This is a genomic window from Flavobacterium eburneipallidum (assembly GCF_027111355.2).
Lineage (GTDB): Bacteria > Bacteroidota > Bacteroidia > Flavobacteriales > Flavobacteriaceae > Flavobacterium > Flavobacterium eburneipallidum.
Genome location: NZ_CP114291.2, coordinates 3,176,281 through 3,192,731, shown reverse-complemented (window position 1 = coordinate 3,192,731; position 16,451 = coordinate 3,176,281). Strand labels below are relative to the sequence as shown.

General features: G+C 31.0%; 16 protein-coding genes. 14 read left to right on the top strand and 2 right to left on the bottom strand.

Going from position 1 to position 16,451, the window contains the following annotated elements:
- Window positions 1–111: 111 nt before the first annotated feature.
- On the top strand, window positions 112–2,526 hold the full coding sequence (locus tag OZP15_RS13505) for an SLBB domain-containing protein (protein ID WP_281336380.1): 2,415 nt from the start codon (window positions 112–114) through the stop codon (window positions 2,524–2,526).
- Between the two features lie 13 nt (window positions 2,527–2,539).
- Complete coding sequence (locus tag OZP15_RS13500) at window positions 2,540–3,610, top strand: Wzz/FepE/Etk N-terminal domain-containing protein (RefSeq protein WP_281336379.1); 1,071 nt, start codon at window positions 2,540–2,542, stop codon at window positions 3,608–3,610.
- A 74-nt stretch (window positions 3,611–3,684) separates the two neighbouring features.
- On the opposite strand, the gene OZP15_RS13495 is transcribed toward OZP15_RS13500, so the two are convergent.
- Complete coding sequence (locus OZP15_RS13495; RefSeq protein ID WP_281337501.1) at window positions 3,685–3,915, bottom strand: hypothetical protein; 231 nt, start codon at window positions 3,913–3,915, stop codon at window positions 3,685–3,687.
- Between OZP15_RS13495 and OZP15_RS13490 the strand changes: the two genes are divergently transcribed.
- The 12 genes from OZP15_RS13490 to OZP15_RS13435 all read left to right on the top strand — a co-directional run bounded on the left by OZP15_RS13490 (window position 3,839) and on the right by OZP15_RS13435 (window position 15,702).
- A complete protein-coding gene (locus OZP15_RS13490; RefSeq protein ID WP_281337490.1) occupies window positions 3,839–5,086 on the top strand; it encodes an O-antigen polymerase in 1,248 nt (415 codons plus the stop codon). The genes OZP15_RS13495 and OZP15_RS13490 overlap by 77 nt on opposite strands.
- Before the next feature lie 25 nt (window positions 5,087–5,111).
- A complete protein-coding gene (locus tag OZP15_RS13485; RefSeq protein ID WP_281336378.1) occupies window positions 5,112–6,335 on the top strand; it encodes a lipopolysaccharide biosynthesis protein in 1,224 nt (407 codons plus the stop codon).
- 43 nt (window positions 6,336–6,378) lie between these two features.
- Window positions 6,379–7,080: a glycosyltransferase family 2 protein gene (locus OZP15_RS13480; RefSeq protein WP_281336377.1), complete on the top strand. Its 702-nt coding sequence runs from the start codon at window positions 6,379–6,381 to the stop codon at window positions 7,078–7,080.
- A gap of 148 nt (window positions 7,081–7,228) precedes the next feature.
- Complete coding sequence (locus tag OZP15_RS13475) at window positions 7,229–7,975, top strand: glycosyltransferase family 2 protein (RefSeq protein WP_281336376.1); 747 nt, start codon at window positions 7,229–7,231, stop codon at window positions 7,973–7,975.
- Window positions 7,976–7,992: 17 nt separating this feature from the next.
- Window positions 7,993–8,892 (top strand): NAD-dependent epimerase/dehydratase family protein, encoded by a 900-nt coding sequence (locus OZP15_RS13470; protein ID WP_269225960.1) that lies wholly within the window; start codon window positions 7,993–7,995, stop codon window positions 8,890–8,892.
- Window positions 8,893–8,903: 11 nt separating this feature from the next.
- Window positions 8,904–9,026 carry a hypothetical protein gene (locus tag OZP15_RS13465; RefSeq protein WP_269225959.1) on the top strand — a complete coding sequence of 41 codons (123 nt, stop codon included), beginning with the start codon at window positions 8,904–8,906 and terminating at the stop codon, window positions 9,024–9,026.
- Entirely contained in the window at window positions 9,026–9,976 is a 951-nt protein-coding gene (locus tag OZP15_RS13460) for an MraY family glycosyltransferase (protein WP_269225958.1), read from the top strand. The genes OZP15_RS13465 and OZP15_RS13460 overlap by 1 nt, the downstream gene beginning before the upstream one ends.
- 38 nt (window positions 9,977–10,014) lie before the next feature.
- Entirely contained in the window at window positions 10,015–11,163 is a 1,149-nt protein-coding gene (locus OZP15_RS13455; protein ID WP_281336375.1) for a DegT/DnrJ/EryC1/StrS family aminotransferase, read from the top strand.
- Between the two features lie 17 nt (window positions 11,164–11,180).
- Entirely contained in the window at window positions 11,181–11,729 is a 549-nt protein-coding gene (gene rfbC / locus OZP15_RS13450) for a dTDP-4-dehydrorhamnose 3,5-epimerase (protein WP_269225957.1), read from the top strand.
- Entirely contained in the window at window positions 11,729–12,580 is an 852-nt protein-coding gene (gene rfbD, locus OZP15_RS13445) for a dTDP-4-dehydrorhamnose reductase (protein ID WP_269225956.1), read from the top strand. The genes rfbC and rfbD overlap by 1 nt, the downstream gene beginning before the upstream one ends.
- 51 nt (window positions 12,581–12,631) lie before the next feature.
- Window positions 12,632–13,501, top strand: coding sequence for a glucose-1-phosphate thymidylyltransferase RfbA (rfbA, locus tag OZP15_RS13440; RefSeq protein WP_269225955.1), 870 nt, complete (start codon window positions 12,632–12,634; stop codon window positions 13,499–13,501).
- A 260-nt stretch (window positions 13,502–13,761) separates the two neighbouring features.
- Window positions 13,762–15,702: a polysaccharide biosynthesis protein gene (locus OZP15_RS13435; RefSeq protein WP_281336374.1), complete on the top strand. Its 1,941-nt coding sequence runs from the start codon at window positions 13,762–13,764 to the stop codon at window positions 15,700–15,702.
- Here OZP15_RS13435 and OZP15_RS13430 read toward each other — a convergent pair whose 3' ends face one another.
- Entirely contained in the window at window positions 15,703–16,443 is a 741-nt protein-coding gene (locus OZP15_RS13430) for a tyrosine-protein phosphatase (protein ID WP_269225954.1), read from the bottom strand.
- Window positions 16,444–16,451: the final 8 nt, after the last annotated feature.

Here is a 16,451-nt window from a genome sequence, read left to right as displayed (position 1 = left end):
TTTTTGGTGCACCTAATTATGGGAGTCACTGCGGCGAAGCCATGGAATGCAAAATAGAATTAAAGAGAATCTATATTTAAAAAATAAAATACAATTAATTTCTGTAGAATTATGAGAAAAATCATTACCGCCCTTTTACTGTCGTTTGTGTTGTTTCAATCCAATGCTTTAATGGCGCAAGATGTATTGAAGGCGTCTGATTTGAGTACTTTGAGAGTCGATTATTTATCAGATTCTGATATTGCTAAAATTAAAACCCAATTACAAACAAACAATACCACGATTGATCAGTTAGAGCCTTTGGCTTTGGCAAAAGGAATGTCGGCAACCGAGTTTGCCAAATTAAAGACCCGATTAGGAATGCAATCCACTCCAAAAGTGATTTCTGATTCGGAAAAAACCAATCAAGAAGAAATAGGTCGTAAGCAAGATAAAATTGTCAACAAGAAAGTAAAAGACACTTTGAACGCGTTGATTTTTGGTTCAGAATTATTTGATAATCCAACACTAAATTTTGAGCCAAGTTCAAAATTAGCAACTCCTGTAAATTATGTGTTAGGTCCAGGTGACGAATTGCAAGTTAGTGTTTACGGTGTGCAAGAATTTAATGCCAGTATTCCTGTATCTGTAGAAGGAAAAGTGAATATTCAGTATGTGGGTCAAATTGCTGTTTCAGGTATGAGTATTGAAGCCGCTACTCAAAAAATAAAATCTGCCATCGCTAGAGTTTACAGTACTGTAAATTCAGGACAATCCCAAGTAGATGTAAGTTTGACTCGTATTAGAACCATAAAAATAACAATAATAGGAGGAAAACAACCGGGAAATTATTCGGTTTCTTCATTGTCAACAGTCTATAATGCTTTGTTTTTAGCGGGTGGTCCAGGTAAAAACGGAAGTTATAGAAATATAGAATTATTAAGAAATAACCGATTGTATAAGACTATTGATATTTACAAATTTTTGGTAAATGGAAATCAGTCCGATAATGTGGGCTTAAAAGATAACGATGTTATTCGAATTCCAGCTTATAGCCAAAGAGTTACTTTGCAAGGACAAGTAAAACGTCCTGGGATATTCGAGATGAAAGCCGGAGAAACTTTCAAAGACTTATTGTCTTTTGCATCTGGATTTAGTGAGTTAGCCTATACCGCATCGGTAAGTGTATTACAAAAAACCAGCAAGGAATTTAAAGTAAAAGATGTAAAATCAGCTGAATTTGGAATCTATAAACCTCTTTCGGGCGATGTATTTCGAGTGAGTAAGATTTTGAATCGTTTTGAAAACCGTATCAAAATTGAAGGCGCTGTATTCAGACCCAATACCTATTCTTTTTATGAAGGAATGCGCGTTTCAGATCTTATCACACAAGCAGATGGTTTAAAAGAAGACGCTTACACCAATAGAGCCACTATTGTTCGATTAAAATCAGATTTGACAACAGAAGTGACCAATGTGAATTTAGCGAATGCTTTAGCGGGAGATCTAGCAGCAGATATTCCTTTAAAGAAAGAAGATATAGTAACCGTATATTCTATTTTAGATTTTAGAGAAGAATATAAAATCACTATAGATGGAGAAATAAAAAGCCCAGGGGAATATGATTATCAAGAAAGTTTAACGCTGAATGATTTATTATTACAAGCAGGTGGTTTAACAGGTTCAGCTTCTAAAAGAGTAGAAGTGGCTAGAATGATTAAATCAGATGAAGCTGATGATAACAATCCCAATAGAGTACAATTATTCAATTTAGAAATTACTCCAGGCAATAATGAACAAATCAAAAATTTTGCATTAGAGCCGTTTGATGTGGTTAATATTCGTAGAATGTCTGTATATGAAAAACCCGAGATGGTAACTGTTTCAGGAGCTGTACATTATTCAGGTAAATATGTTTTGGCGAACAAAAAAGAAAAAATTTACGACATAATTCAAAGAGCAGGAGGATTAAATTCAGTTGCTAATATTGATGGAGTAAAAATCAAGCGCCCTATTCAAGCCAAACAAATTGAAGATTTGGAAAGTATTAATTTGAATTTAGGAAAAAAAGATTCATTGCATGATAAATTGACCAAAAAATTAAAAGAAGATTTAAAATATGCAACCATCCCAGTCGATTGGAGGAAAATTGTAAAAGATCCAGAAGACAAAACCAATGTTACTTTATTTCCTGGTGATGAAATAGAAGTAGCTGTAAATAATGAAAGTGTAAAAGTAACTGGTAATGTATTGTTAACCTCTGAAATCCCTTATGACAAAGGGAAAGGCTTTGGGTATTATTTGAATTCCGTAGGCGGAACAGATGCTAAAGGTTGGAAGAAAAAAGCTTATATTATTTATCCAAATGGAAAAGCAGCTGTGTCTAGTTCTTTTTTCTTTATTAGAACTTATCCTAAAGTATTGCCAGGATCTCAAATTGTGGTTCCTGAAAAACCAGAAACGAGAAAAATGAGTACGGGAGAATGGGTAAGTATAGGTAGTGTAATAACTAGTATTGCTTTATTGATTGTAACTTCTTTTAAATAAAAATTTAATTTATATGGAGAATAATTCGCCAACTAACAAAGAGCAAATTTCTTTAAAAGAGATAATTGAAATAGTAAAAGAATGGTATAAGAATATGCTCTTGAAATGGAAGACTATTTTATGTGTAGGGATAATAGGAGGCCTTCTAGGATTGACATATTCATTTATCAAAAAACCAATTTACACAGCCAGTTTATCTTTTGCTTTAGAAAGTAATAAGTCGGGTGGAGGATTAAGTGGTGCTCTTGGATTGGCTAGTTCTTTAGGTTTTGATCTTGGAGGTAGTGGAGGTGGGATATTTGAAGGTTCTAATTTGACAGAATTGTTCAAGTCTAGGCAGATGGTTGAAAATACATTGCTTATGCCAGTAAACTTAAATGGAAAAACTATTTCATTAGCCGAAATGTATATCCAAAATGAGGAATGGCGAGAGAATTGGAAAAAAAAACCAAAATTAGTTGGATTGCAGTTTTTACCCAATACAAATCGTAAGAATTTCACAAGAAGTCAAGATAGTATTTTTGGTGTAATTTATGATAATTTATATAAGAAAGGATTACAAGTTGGTCAGAAAGATAAAAAAGTTGATATTATAACTATTGAGGTTTCTTCCAAAAATGAATTGTTTGCCAAGTATTTTACAGAAGCTCTAGCCAAACAAGTAGGCGATTTTTATATCAAAACCAAGAGTAAAAAGGCACGAATTAATATGTCTATTTTAGAGAGACAAACGGATTCTATCAGGAGAGAACTAAATAATGCAATTGCTGGAGTTGCAGTTGCTACAGATAATACTTTTGGGTTAAATCCTTCTTTGAATGTGCGTAGAGTTCCTTCAGCCCGTCGTCAAGTTGATGTGCAAGCTAATACTGCTATTTTGACTGAACTAGTAAAGCAAACCGAATTAGCTAAAGTAACTTTACGAAAAGAAACTCCTTTGATACAGATAATTGATCGACCAATTTTACCTTTGAAAAAAGAAAAAACTGGAAAGTTATTAGGATTACTTTTCGGTGGATTTTTATTTGGATTTTTAGCACTTCTATTTTTGACACTTAAAAATATCTTAAAAAAAATAGTTTAATATCTATCTTTATTAAACATTGCTTTTTATTGATTACTGCAAAAGCATAATTTTTTTGGTATTGATTTAATTATTTACAGAAAAACTGTTTGTCTAAATAATTTCATAGCGCTATCAACTTTTGAAATCTCAAAAAAACACACGAAATTGGCACTAGCTATTTTATCAAAATTATTATCAATATTTATTAGTTTATTGATTTTATTTAATGCTATTTTAATACGGAGAATGGTTGGAACTTGGTTGTTTCCAGCTACTCTTTTTTCTTTATTTTGGTTTGCTTTTATTTTTTTTCCATTAATCATAATGTTTGAAATTCCAATTAATCCTTGGGCAGTAGGCTATCTTTCGTTGTTGGTAATTTTGTTTTCTTGGACCTTTATTTTTTTTAACTGGAAAAAAGCATTTAACAATAATTTAAATAAACCATCTGCAGAGGGGGTTTATGATACTAAATTATTAAGGCTTACACTTTGGTTTTCCATATTTGTTTCTGTAGTGTGTTCGATAAAAGTGATGTTAGTTCAAGGGTTTTCATTAGCGGAGCTTTATGAAGACATAGTCTTGGTTGCAGCAAAATATGCAGTTTCTAGGTATGCTTCTGAAGTGGTTTATTCGGCATATGGACCTTTGAGTTTGGGTTTTGCTTATCTTGCAGTTTTGATTGCAGGCTTAATATTCGGATCAACTAGTAATAGTTCAAGAAAAAAATGGGTGTTGCTTGCTTTTTTGCCTTCTATTATAATTATGGTTACTCAATCAGCAAAAGGTTCTTTTTTTGGCTCTATTTTTTATTTTTTAGGAGGGATACTTGTAACTAGTTTGCAACAAAATAAATTGTTACTTTTTAAAGCTAATATTTTAAAAATTGTATTTAAAATAGGTTCGTTTTCCATTATCTTATTTATATTCTCTTTAATGTCTAGAGGTTTACAAGACGTTAAAGATGTTTCTGTTTTTTTTGAAAAATTGAGATTCCTTTTAGCCTCTTATTTCTTTGCCCATTTGTATAACTTTTCGGAATGGGTTACTGCTTTTTGGGATGGTTTCAATAATTCAAAATTTGACATCAGTCATTATTATTATGGCTTTTATACTTTTACTTCAATTTATAGGTTTTTTGGTTATAAAAAAGAAACACCAGATGCTGTTTATGATGAGTATAATAATATACTAGAACAAATGGATTCCAATGTATATACTATTTTCAGAGGTATGGTAATGGATTTTGGGGTTTTGGGAACTATTTTATTTGTTTTTATTCTTGGCTTACTATTACATCTTTGTTTTTATGTTTTTTTGAATAGTAAAAGACCTATTATTTCTACAACTATTACCATATTTATGTTAGTCATTTTTTACTATTCATTCATAATTAGTGTACTTACATGGAATATTGTTCCGTTTGTTCTCATATTATTTATTATTTTATTAAAATTTAATTCCTATAGCTTTGTTCTTAAAAAAACTACTTGACGGGAAGTCTAAATTTTTTATTTATATGTTGACAGCACAAGTACTATTTATGTTGTGTAACTTGTTTATAAATTATAAAATTGAAAAAATATGGTCAATAGAGGGCTTTGCAACCTATAATTTGTTAAAAAGATTAGGCTCTTTTATTGTATTTCCTCTTCTTTTAGGGGTTGGTATTGGTATTCCTAGATATATTAGCTTTCTGAAAAAAAGTAAAAATGATACCTCACAAGGATTAGAGTATTTGTTTGCTGGATTGATTATATTTTTAATAACATTTGTTGCGTTTTTATTTTTATTATTTTTATTTCCAGAACTTATTTTTTCTTCATTCAAAACGAGTAGCTCTAATACTATTTTACTAATTGTGGCTCTATTTGTATTTGGTCAAGGAGTTTTCGTTATAATTAGTTCTTTTTTTCGCGGAAAAATTCAGTTTGGAAGGAGTAGTTTGTTGAATGTTTTGGTTTTATCATTGTTGCCAACAGCCATTGTCTTTTTTTCTGATACTATTTTTGATTATTTTTTGTATTATTCAATTTTGACCATTGTTGTATTGGTTAGTATAATTATATTTAATATTTATATTAACCCCATTTCTTATAAACGAACTAAATTCAAAGTTAAGCAACTAGCTCATTATGGAGCACCAAGAGTAATTGCTGATGCCATTTTATTTTCTTTGGATTTTATTCCTATTTATATTGTAAGTATTTTTATAAGTCTTGAAGAGTCAGGCTATTTGTCTTTAAGTTTTATGTTTTTTAAATTGGCATCTGTCTCTTTTGATTTGATAGGAACGCTTATTCTGCCTGTCTACGGCAAAGGATTCAAAAATGAATCTTCAGATGTATTTATAAAGAAAGTTAATATGCTTTTACTTGTTTCAGGAGGTTTGGCTCTATTAGCTTCTGTATTAGGGTATCTATTAGTACCTTATTTAATAATTACTTTTTTTAGTTCATTGTCTAATGCTATTTTAGCTTCCCAATATATATTCATAGCCTTTCCCTTTTATGTTGTTTTTACTATTTTAAAAAATGTTTTGGACATAATTAGCCATAAAGCTTATAATTCATTAATACAAATAGGAGGTTTTATAGCGATGGGTTTGACTCTTTTTTATGGTATTTATCAAAAAGAATGGTTTTATTACAGGGCATTAACTATTATAATTCCTTATTTTGTTTTAGGGGTTTTAACCTATTGTGTTTGGAATAAATTAAAATATAAGTTAGACAAAATTTAGTTGTAAAAAGGGATATTTAATAATTTAAAAAATTACAAAATATATGATTTCAGTTTGTATGGCAACCTATAATGGCGAAAAATATATAAAGGATCAACTTTTATCTATTTTGAAACAAATAGGGAGTAATGATGAAATCATTATTTCGGATGATTTATCAAAAGATAAAACTATTGAAATTATAGAGGATTTAAATGATAGTAGAATCAAGATTTTTTTTAATGATAAAAAAGGTTACACGAATAATTTTCAGAATGCAATAAAACAGGCTTCTGGAGATTATATTTTTTTATCGGATCAAGATGATATTTGGGTCGATAATAAACTTAAAATCATGTCTAATTTATTAATGAAATATGATTTTGTTGTTAGTGATGCCAAAATGGTAAATGCCAATTTAGAAAGTCTAGGTACTACTTATTTTGAGTTAAGGGGTGGTGGTGAAAACGGTTTTATGAATAATTTGAAAAAATTAAAATATATTGGTTGTTGTATGGCTTTTAGAAAAATAATTCTAAAAAAAGTACTGCCTTTTCCAAGTAACTCAAAATTGTGTCCTCATGACTTTTGGATTGCTATGATATCGGAATTTTATTTTAAAACCTATGTCGTAAATAATCCTTTATTATTGTACAGAAGACATGGTGAAAATGTGTCAACTCACATCAGTTCAACTTCATTGTTTTTTAAAATACAATTTAGAGTTTATTCTTTTTTTAAAGTGATTTTGCGTTTCAATTCATAGATTCGTAAAATTAGATAAGGAATAATTGGCTTATAAAAAATATAATGTTCAGAATTTAATACACTAAAAATTAATTAGTTCAAATTGCAAAAGCTATAGTTTTTTTGTTGTTTGAATTATAAAATTTTGCAATAAAGAATTATTTAAGATGAAAATCTCAATAATAACTGTAGTTTTTAATAACGAAGCTACCATTAGACAAGCAATTGAATCAGTACTTAATCAATCGTATCCAAATATCGAGTATGTGATTATCGATGGAAATTCTAAAGATAATACGGTTTCAATAATTGAAGAGTATAAAGACAGATTAGGTTATTTTACATCCCAGGCTGATAAAGGATTGTATGATGCTATGAATAAAGGAATTCATGCCGCAACTGGAGATGTGATAGGGATTTTAAATTCTGATGATTTGTATGAGGATTTAGACGTTATTAAGGATGTTATGCAACAATTTAATGATGAATCTGATTTGGATATTTTATATGGGAATTTAGTATATGTAAAAAGTGATGATATAAAAAAAATAGTTCGAAATTGGAAATCAAAAGCTTACTATGAAAGATTTTTTGAAAATGCTAATGTTCCACCACATCCTTCATTGTTTTTAAGTAGTAGAGTATATAAAGAAGCTGGATTATTTAATTTAGAATATAAACTTGCTGCGGATTATGAGTTTATGCTTCGAATATTTAAGAAACACCACTTTAAATCTAAATACATTGATAGATTGATAATAAAAATGAGATTAGGTGGAGCTACAAATAAAAGTTATATTAATATAGTTAATCAAAACAAAGAGATATTTAAGTCATGGGAAAATAATGGCTTAAAAGCTCCCTTTTATTTGATGCCCTTAAGAGTTTTGAAACGCTTGATTCAGTTTGTTTAACTTAATAATTTTATTAAATGAAAATATTACTTACTGGGGCTAATGGATTTTTAGGAGGCGTAGTTGTACATGAATTAGGTAAAAATCATCAAATTATAACTTTGTCAAGAAGTGTTGGTGATTACAAGGTAAATTTAGATAAAGTAATACCAAATTTTGAAAACTCTTTCGATTTGGTCATTCATTCCGCTGGGAAAGCACATGTTTTACCTAAAACTTTTGAGGAGAGACAGCAATTTTATGAGGTAAATGTGGTTGGAACTAAAAATCTTTTAAAAGGATTAGAAAAATCAAATCTTCCAAAACAGTTTGTATTTATTAGTTCTGTTTCAGTTTATGGTCAGGATTTTGGGGAAAATATAAATGAAGAATTTTCATTAAACGCTAAAGATCCTTATGGCTTGAGTAAAATTGAAGCAGAAGTATTGATACTAGAATGGTGTAAAATTAATAATGTCATTTGTACTATTTTACGATTGCCATTACTGGTAGGGGAAAATCCTCCTGGGAATCTTGGAAATATGGTAAAAGCAATTAGCAAAGGATATTATTTTAACATTGGTGGAGGTTTAGCGCAAAAAAGTATGGTCTTAGCAAAAGATGTTGCTAGACTTATTCCTAATGCAGCTCCTATTGGTGGAGTTTATAATCTTACTGATGGCGTAAATCCTAGTTTTTACCAGTTGAGTCTTGCTATTTCAATACACCAAAATAAAAAACCACCATATAATTTGCCTTTATTTATTGCTAAATTAATGGGGTATTTTGGAGATTTATTGGGGAATAAAATGCCTCTAAATTCTTTGAAAATCAAAAAAATTACTCTAGGCTTGACTTTTGATGATACTAAAGCAAGGGAGTTTTTAGGTTGGAAACCACAAGGAGTTTTAGAATACTACGAAAAGGATGTAATTTAAACGTTTGTTGATTGCAAAAACTAACCGAGAATTATGTAGTTAGCAATACTAAAATTGTTGCTGCTATTGGAAAAAAATTACCCGTTTCTTCTAAAAAAGGATTACTACAAACATTTGAATCATTTAGACCATAATGCACTATTTAATAATTAGTATCTTTTTGTTCGCTTTGGAATTAATTTATTTCAGACTAGCTGATACCTACAATATCATCGACAAACCCAATCATCGATCTTCACATACCAATATTACCATTAGAGGTGGAGGAATTATTTTTCCGATAGCTATTCTAATCGCTTTTGTTTTAGGCTATGTGGGTTGGGCATTGACTTTAGCGGTTGTTTTGGTGGCAATCGTTAGTTTTATTGATGATATAAAACCCTTGTCACAATTACCTCGTTTTGGTTCTCATATTATTGCTGTTTTGTTACTAGCTTATGATTTGAATCTATTTCAGCAAGCATTATTGTTATTGCCACTGGTGTTTTTTGTATTAATAGGCTGGATTAATGCTTTCAATTTTATGGATGGAATCAATGGAATAACGGTATTGTATGCTTTGACGGCTATTGTGAGTTTTTCTTTTTTGCCTATCCATGAATCGAATTTACAACTGTTGATAATCATGGGTTTATCCTGCTTGGTTTTTGGTTTTTTTAATCTTCGAAAGAAAGCCAAGACATTCGCAGGTGATGTTGGTAGTATCAGTATGGCAGTGTTTTTGGGTTATTTCATGATTAAAACAATTATCACTACAGGACAATTAGGTTACATTCTTTTCTTTGCTGTTTATGGGATTGACGCTGGAATTACTATCATTAGCAGAATCATAAAAAAAGAAAATATACTAGAAGCACACCGTTCTCATTTGTATCAATATTTAGCTAACGAATGGCGATACCCTCATATTGTGGTTTCCATTATTTATGCTACAGTTCAATTGATGGTCAACGGAATTGTGATTTATTTGGATCAAAAAGGAATGCTTTCTATTTTAGTTTTTTTAAGTATTTTATTCTTGTTAACAGTTGTATATTTGGCAGCACGATCTATGGTAGTTCGCAAAATTAACCTCAATCAATAGGGGTTTAGTTGTCAATTTATTGAATTTTGTTCCAATTTATGAGTAATAAAAAAATTTGGCTTTCTTCTTTTCATCTAGCGGGTAATGAACAAAAATACGTTCAAGAAGCTCTTGATTCCAATAGAATTGCCTCCGAAGGAGATAATTTAGATGGATTCGAGCAGGATTTAGAAAGTTATTTATCAAATGATTTCTCTGTTGGAGCTTTGAGTTCTGGAACTGCAGCGCTACATTTAGGACTTATTTTATTGGGGGTTCAAGCAGGTGATGAAGTGCTTTGCCAAAGTATGACTTTTGTAGCATCTGCAAACCCGATTTTGTATCTTAAAGCAACACCAGTTTTTATTGATAGTGAAAGTGAAACTTGGAATCTTTGTCCGATAGCACTCGAGGAAGCAATTTTGGATAGAATGGCAAAAGGCCAAAAACCTAAAGCGATTATTGCGGTTCATCTATTTGGAGTTCCGTATAAAATAGATGAAATAAGAACAATTGCTAACAAATATGAAATTCCTATTCTAGAAGATGCTGCCGAGGCTTTGGGTAGTAGCTATAAAGGTCAAAAATGTGGTGCTTTTGGCGATATTGCTGTGCTTTCTTTCAATGGAAATAAAATTATTACCACTTCTGGAGGAGGAGCAATTATTACCAAAACTAAAACTTTAAGAGATAAAGCAATGTTTCTAGCAACTCAATCTCGAGATGATGCACCTCATTATCAGCACAGCGAAATAGGTTTCAATTATAGGATGAATAATGTTGTTGCTGGAATTGGTCGTGCTCAAATGGAAGTTTTAGAGGATCGTATTGTTGCTCGTAGAAATGTGCATGATTTTTATGTAGAACTATTTAAAAACATTGAAGGTGTTTCTGTTTTTACAACAAAAAATGAGGATAGTTTCTCTAATTATTGGTTGACAACTCTAATTATAGATCCCGTATTGACAAATGGAATTGATAGAGAAAAACTTCGATTAGCCTTTGAAGCCGAGAATATAGAAAGCCGTCCTTTGTGGAAACCCATGCACCTACAGCCTATTTTTGGTAACTGTCCCTATTACGGTAATAAAGTGGCTGAAACTTTATTTGAGAAAGGCTTGTGTTTGCCATCAGGTTCAAATTTAGAGTATGATGATAAAGAGAGGATTAAAAATTTGATTTTTAGATTGTTTCTAAAAAATGAATGATAAAAAAATAAAACAAAATGAATATTGAACAAACAGGTATAAAAGATTTAGTGATTATTAATCCTACGGTATTTGAAGATTCAAGAGGCTATTTTTTCGAGGCCTATAATCAAGCTAAATTTGAAATAAACGGAATAGAGTATCAGTTTATTCAAGACAACCAATCCTTTTCAACAAGAGGTGTAATTCGAGGTTTGCATTTACAAGATATTCCTTTTGCTCAAGCAAAATTAGTTCGAGTATTAGAGGGAGAAATTCTTGACGTAGCTGTTGATTTACGCAAAAATTCAGCCACTTACGGACAATATTTTAGTGTGATCTTGAGTGCGCAAAATAAAAAACAACTAATGATACCTCATGGGTTCGCACACGGATTTTCGGTTTTGAGCGAAACTGCATCTGTTTTGTATAAAGTGGATCAGGTGTATAGCAAAGAATGTGAAATAGGAATTCGTTATGACGATCCAACACTAGGAATTGATTGGAAAGTTAAGCCTGAAGAAATAATTGTTTCCGATAAAGATCTTGTTTTGCAAGATTTCACCAATTGTAATTCTCAATTTTAATGAAGAAAGTTTTAGTAACAGGAGCTAACGGTCAGTTGGGTTCAGAAATAAAAGTGTTAGCCAGTAATTATCCGAATTTTGATTTTGTTTTTACCGATATAGCTGATTTTCCATTAGATAAAAAACAAGAAATTGTTGCTAATTTTAATCAAATTCAACCTGATATAGTTATTAATTGTGCTGCTTATACCGCAGTGGACAAAGCCGAACAAGACGTGGCAACGGCAGATGCTATCAATCATTTGGCAATAGATACATTAGCTACTTTGTGTACTAATTCTGGAGCAAAATTAATTCACGTTTCTACTGATTATGTTTTTGATGGAACATCTCCAATAGCCTACAAAGAAGAGGATAAACCCAATCCCAAAAGCGTTTATGGAGTTACTAAATTAGCAGGCGAAATTGCTTGTTCCAAGAATTGCCCTGATAGTATTATTATACGAACGGCATGGGTTTACTCGGAATTTGGGAATAATTTTGTGAAAACTATGTTGCGTTTGATGACCGAAAGAGATAGTTTGAACGTGGTGAATGATCAGATAGGTTCTCCTACTTATGCTGCAGATTTAGCACAAGTTATTCTGACTGTTTTAGATAGTAATAAATGGGAATCAGGGATTTATCATTATTCTAGCGAAGGCGAAATTAGTTGGTACGATTTTGCATCTGATATAAAAGAAATAGCTCAAAAAAATTGTGTAATTACAGGAATTCCTGCTTCGGATTATCCAACTCCTGCCGAAAGACCCGCTTTTTCTTTATTGGATAAATCAAAAATAAAAGACGTTTACGGAATTGAACCTATTGATTATAAAATAAGTTTGAAGAAAATGATGGCGAGATTGTAATTTTCTATTCTAATAAATCTAAATTCTACAATCTAAACTCTATAATTGTATATGAAAGGAATAATATTAGCCGGTGGATCCGGTACAAGATTGCATCCGTTAACGTTGGCAGTGAGCAAACAGATGATGCCAGTTTATGATAAACCCATGATTTATTATCCGTTATCGACTTTGATGACGGCAGGGATTAACGAAATTTTAATTATTTCAACACCTCATGATTTACCTAATTTCAAAAAATTATTAGGAGATGGTTCAAACATTGGATGTAAATTCAGTTATGCCGAACAAGCCATTCCTAATGGATTGGCACAAGCATTTGTAATTGGAGAAGAATTCATTGGGAATGACAGTGTGGCTTTGGTTTTAGGAGATAATATTTTCTTTGGTTCCAATATGGATGAGTTGTTACAATCCAATACGAATCCTGAAGGAGGAGTTGTTTTTGCTTACCATGTTTCAGATCCAGAACGTTATGGGGTGGTAGAGTTTGACGAAAATTATAAAGCTCTTTCTATTGAAGAAAAACCATTGGAGCCGAAATCCAATTATGCAGTACCCGGATTGTACTTTTATGACAATTCAGTTGTTGAAATAGCCAAGAATATCAAGCCAAGTGCCCGTGGCGAATATGAAATTACCGATGTAAATAAAGTATATCTCGAAAAAGGAGCTTTGAAAGTAGGTATCTTAAACAGAGGAACCGCATGGTTAGATACGGGAACTTTTAATAGCTTGATGCAAGCAGGACAATTTGTTCAGGTTTTAGAAGAAAGACAAGGATTAAAAGTAGGTTGCATTGAAGAAATTGCTTGGCGACAAGGATTTATCACTAGTGAACAACTAGAAGCTATAGCGACGCCTTTATTAAAATCGGGTTATGGAGATTACTTGCTTCAATTGTTGAAGCATAAAATATAAAGTTTACATCCCGATTAATTCGGGATTTTTTTTAGATTATAAAAGTCAATATTTTTTTGTTTCCTACACAATCGAATTGGTTGGTTTCATAAAAAAGAAAATGCTACAAGAGATAGATTTTATTTGCTTTACATCGATTATTGTGAAATATTTTGTAAGAAACTGTTTTAGCAAAAGATTAATTTGTATTTTTGATTTCAATAAAATTGTTGTTTTTTCAATAGATAATTGATTTAATAGCAATAACATAAAGATTTACTATGAAAAGTTCAAAATATTTCTCTAGAGACAACTTAAGGGTGAATATTCATAATTTGAGTTATTTACCTAGATGGATTATAGTTTTGATAGATGTTTTAGTATTAATTGTTTCATTCTTTTTGACTTATTTAATATTTAAAGGAACGGGTTTAGATTATATTTCTACAGAACATTCTTTTTCATTTATTAGTTCAGTTTTTATAGTAAATATTTTTTTCTTTTGGTTATTCAGAACTTATTCTGGAATCATAAGGCATTCATCATATATTGATGCTGTCAAGATTTTATTTTCCCAAACTTCTGTTTTGGTTTTCTTTTTGTGTTTTAATTTTGTGTATGAATTATTCTTTAATCAAAAGATATTTCTAAATACCGCCCTTTTTATCAATACAGTATTTTCTTTTTGTGGTTTGTTTTTATACAGAGTAGTTGTGAAACAAACTTTTGAATTGTATTTTATCGAAAAAAGTGATCACAAGTTAATTAAAGCTATTATTTACGGTACAGATGCCAATGCAATTTCAGTAGCCAATGCTCTAAAATTTGAATCCCCTTCTCGTTTTAAAATTGTAGCATTTGTGGATAAAAATAACCAAAATGCTTCCAAAAGAATGTTGGATTTACCCATTTTGGTTCAGCGAAAAAAATTACCTGCTCTAATGCGTTCGGTTGGAGCTGATGGATTAGTAATAGCAGATAAAAGCTTGTCTAAAGAGGAAAAATTGATTATTGTAGATCAATGTTTAGAATACAATTATAAAGTATATACCATTCCGTCTGTATCGGATTGGGAAAATCAAAAAGAAATTTCCCAAAAAGTAAAAAACATTCAAATTGAGGATTTACTCGAAAGAGAGCCTATTGTATTAGACGGTATATCAATTTCTAGTCAATTGATGGACAAAACTATTTTAATCACTGGAGCAGCAGGTTCAATAGGTAGCGAAATTGTACGACAGGTATTGAGATTTAATCCTAAAAGAGTAATTATTTTAGATCAAGCAGAAACACCTTTACATAACATTGGTTTGGAAGTGGAAGAAATAAAAGGAGATACTATTATAAATTCGGTTATAGTTGATATAAGAAATAAAACAGCTTTAGAAAAAGTATATAAATTGTACCGACCTGAAGTGGTGTATCATGCGGCGGCATACAAACACGTTCCTTTGATGGAGAAAAACCCGTCACAAGCGATTTTAACTAATGTGGAAGGTACCAAAAATTTAGCTGATTTGTCCTGTGAATATGGAGTTCACAAATTTGTGATGATATCTACGGATAAAGCTGTGAATCCTAGCAATGTGATGGGAGCTAGTAAACGAATAGCTGAAAAGTATGTGCAATCATTATCTTTATTGAGATGTAATGAGAACAAGGGATTGTATGACACCAAGTTCATTACCACCCGTTTTGGAAATGTTTTAGGATCTAATGGTTCTGTTGTTCCTTTGTTTACAAAACAAATTGCCGAAGGTGGTCCAGTAACCATTACGCATCCAGATATCATTCGTTATTTTATGACTATTCCTGAAGCTTGTCAATTAGTTTTAGAAGCAGGAGCAATGGGGAATGGTGGCGAAATTTATATTTTCGATATGGGTAAACCTGTTAAGATTATTGATTTAGCCAAGAAGATGATTAAACTAGCAGGTTATATACCTAATAAAGATATTAATATAAAAATTGTTGGTTTAAGACCTGGTGAAAAATTATACGAAGAATTGCTTAATGATACTTCGAAGACATTGCCAACGCATCACGAAAAAATCATGATTGCTCAAGAATTACAAGTCGAATATGAAGATTTACATCTTGATATTCAAGAATTAATAGGTATGGCTACTTATTTTGATAATGATGATATTGTAGCTAAAATGAAAAAAATAGTTCCAGAGTTTATCAGTATGAATTCTACTTTTGCGATGTTAGACAAATAATTAATCCAAAGCAAAAAATTGATTATTTGTGATAATTTCTTTTAGAGGAACTAATTCTTTTATTTTGATTTTTAAATCAAAAGCTGCAATATGATTCGAATGGTGAACATCAGAACCTACATAATCATAAAGACCATTTTTGAGTAATTTATCAGCAACTTTGGCTATTTCATCTCCATAATATCCTACAACGGATAATAAATTTAACTGAAACAAACAGCCAGATTTTTTTAGTTTTTGATATTCCTCAAAATTATTATGGTAAAATAAATAGCGTTCAGGATGTGCTAAAACAGGGATGTAGCCTGCTACTTGCAAATCGAATAAAATGCTATACAACTGGATTGGCGGATTAATGTATGACATTTCTACTAATACATAATTTTTCTTTAATGTAAGTAGTTTTTCATTGTTTAAGAGCTTCACAAAATTATCATCCATCATGTATTCGGCAGCAGCACTAAAGGGAATTGATATCTGGTTGTTTTTCAATTCTAGAATAGTAGTGTCTTTTTTACTCTGAATGATTTCAGGCGTATTGTCCCAAATGTTTTTTATGACGTGTGGCGTCGTAATTATTTGCGAAATTCCAAAGTTTTGTAAAGCCTTGACTAATTTTAAGGTATGCTCAAAAGTCTTGGCACCATCATCAATTCCTGGTAAAAGGTGTGAATGAATATCGACATGATTGTCGGGGATTAAGTCTTTGAGTACGGGTTTTGATTTGAAGATTCCTAACATTTTACAAA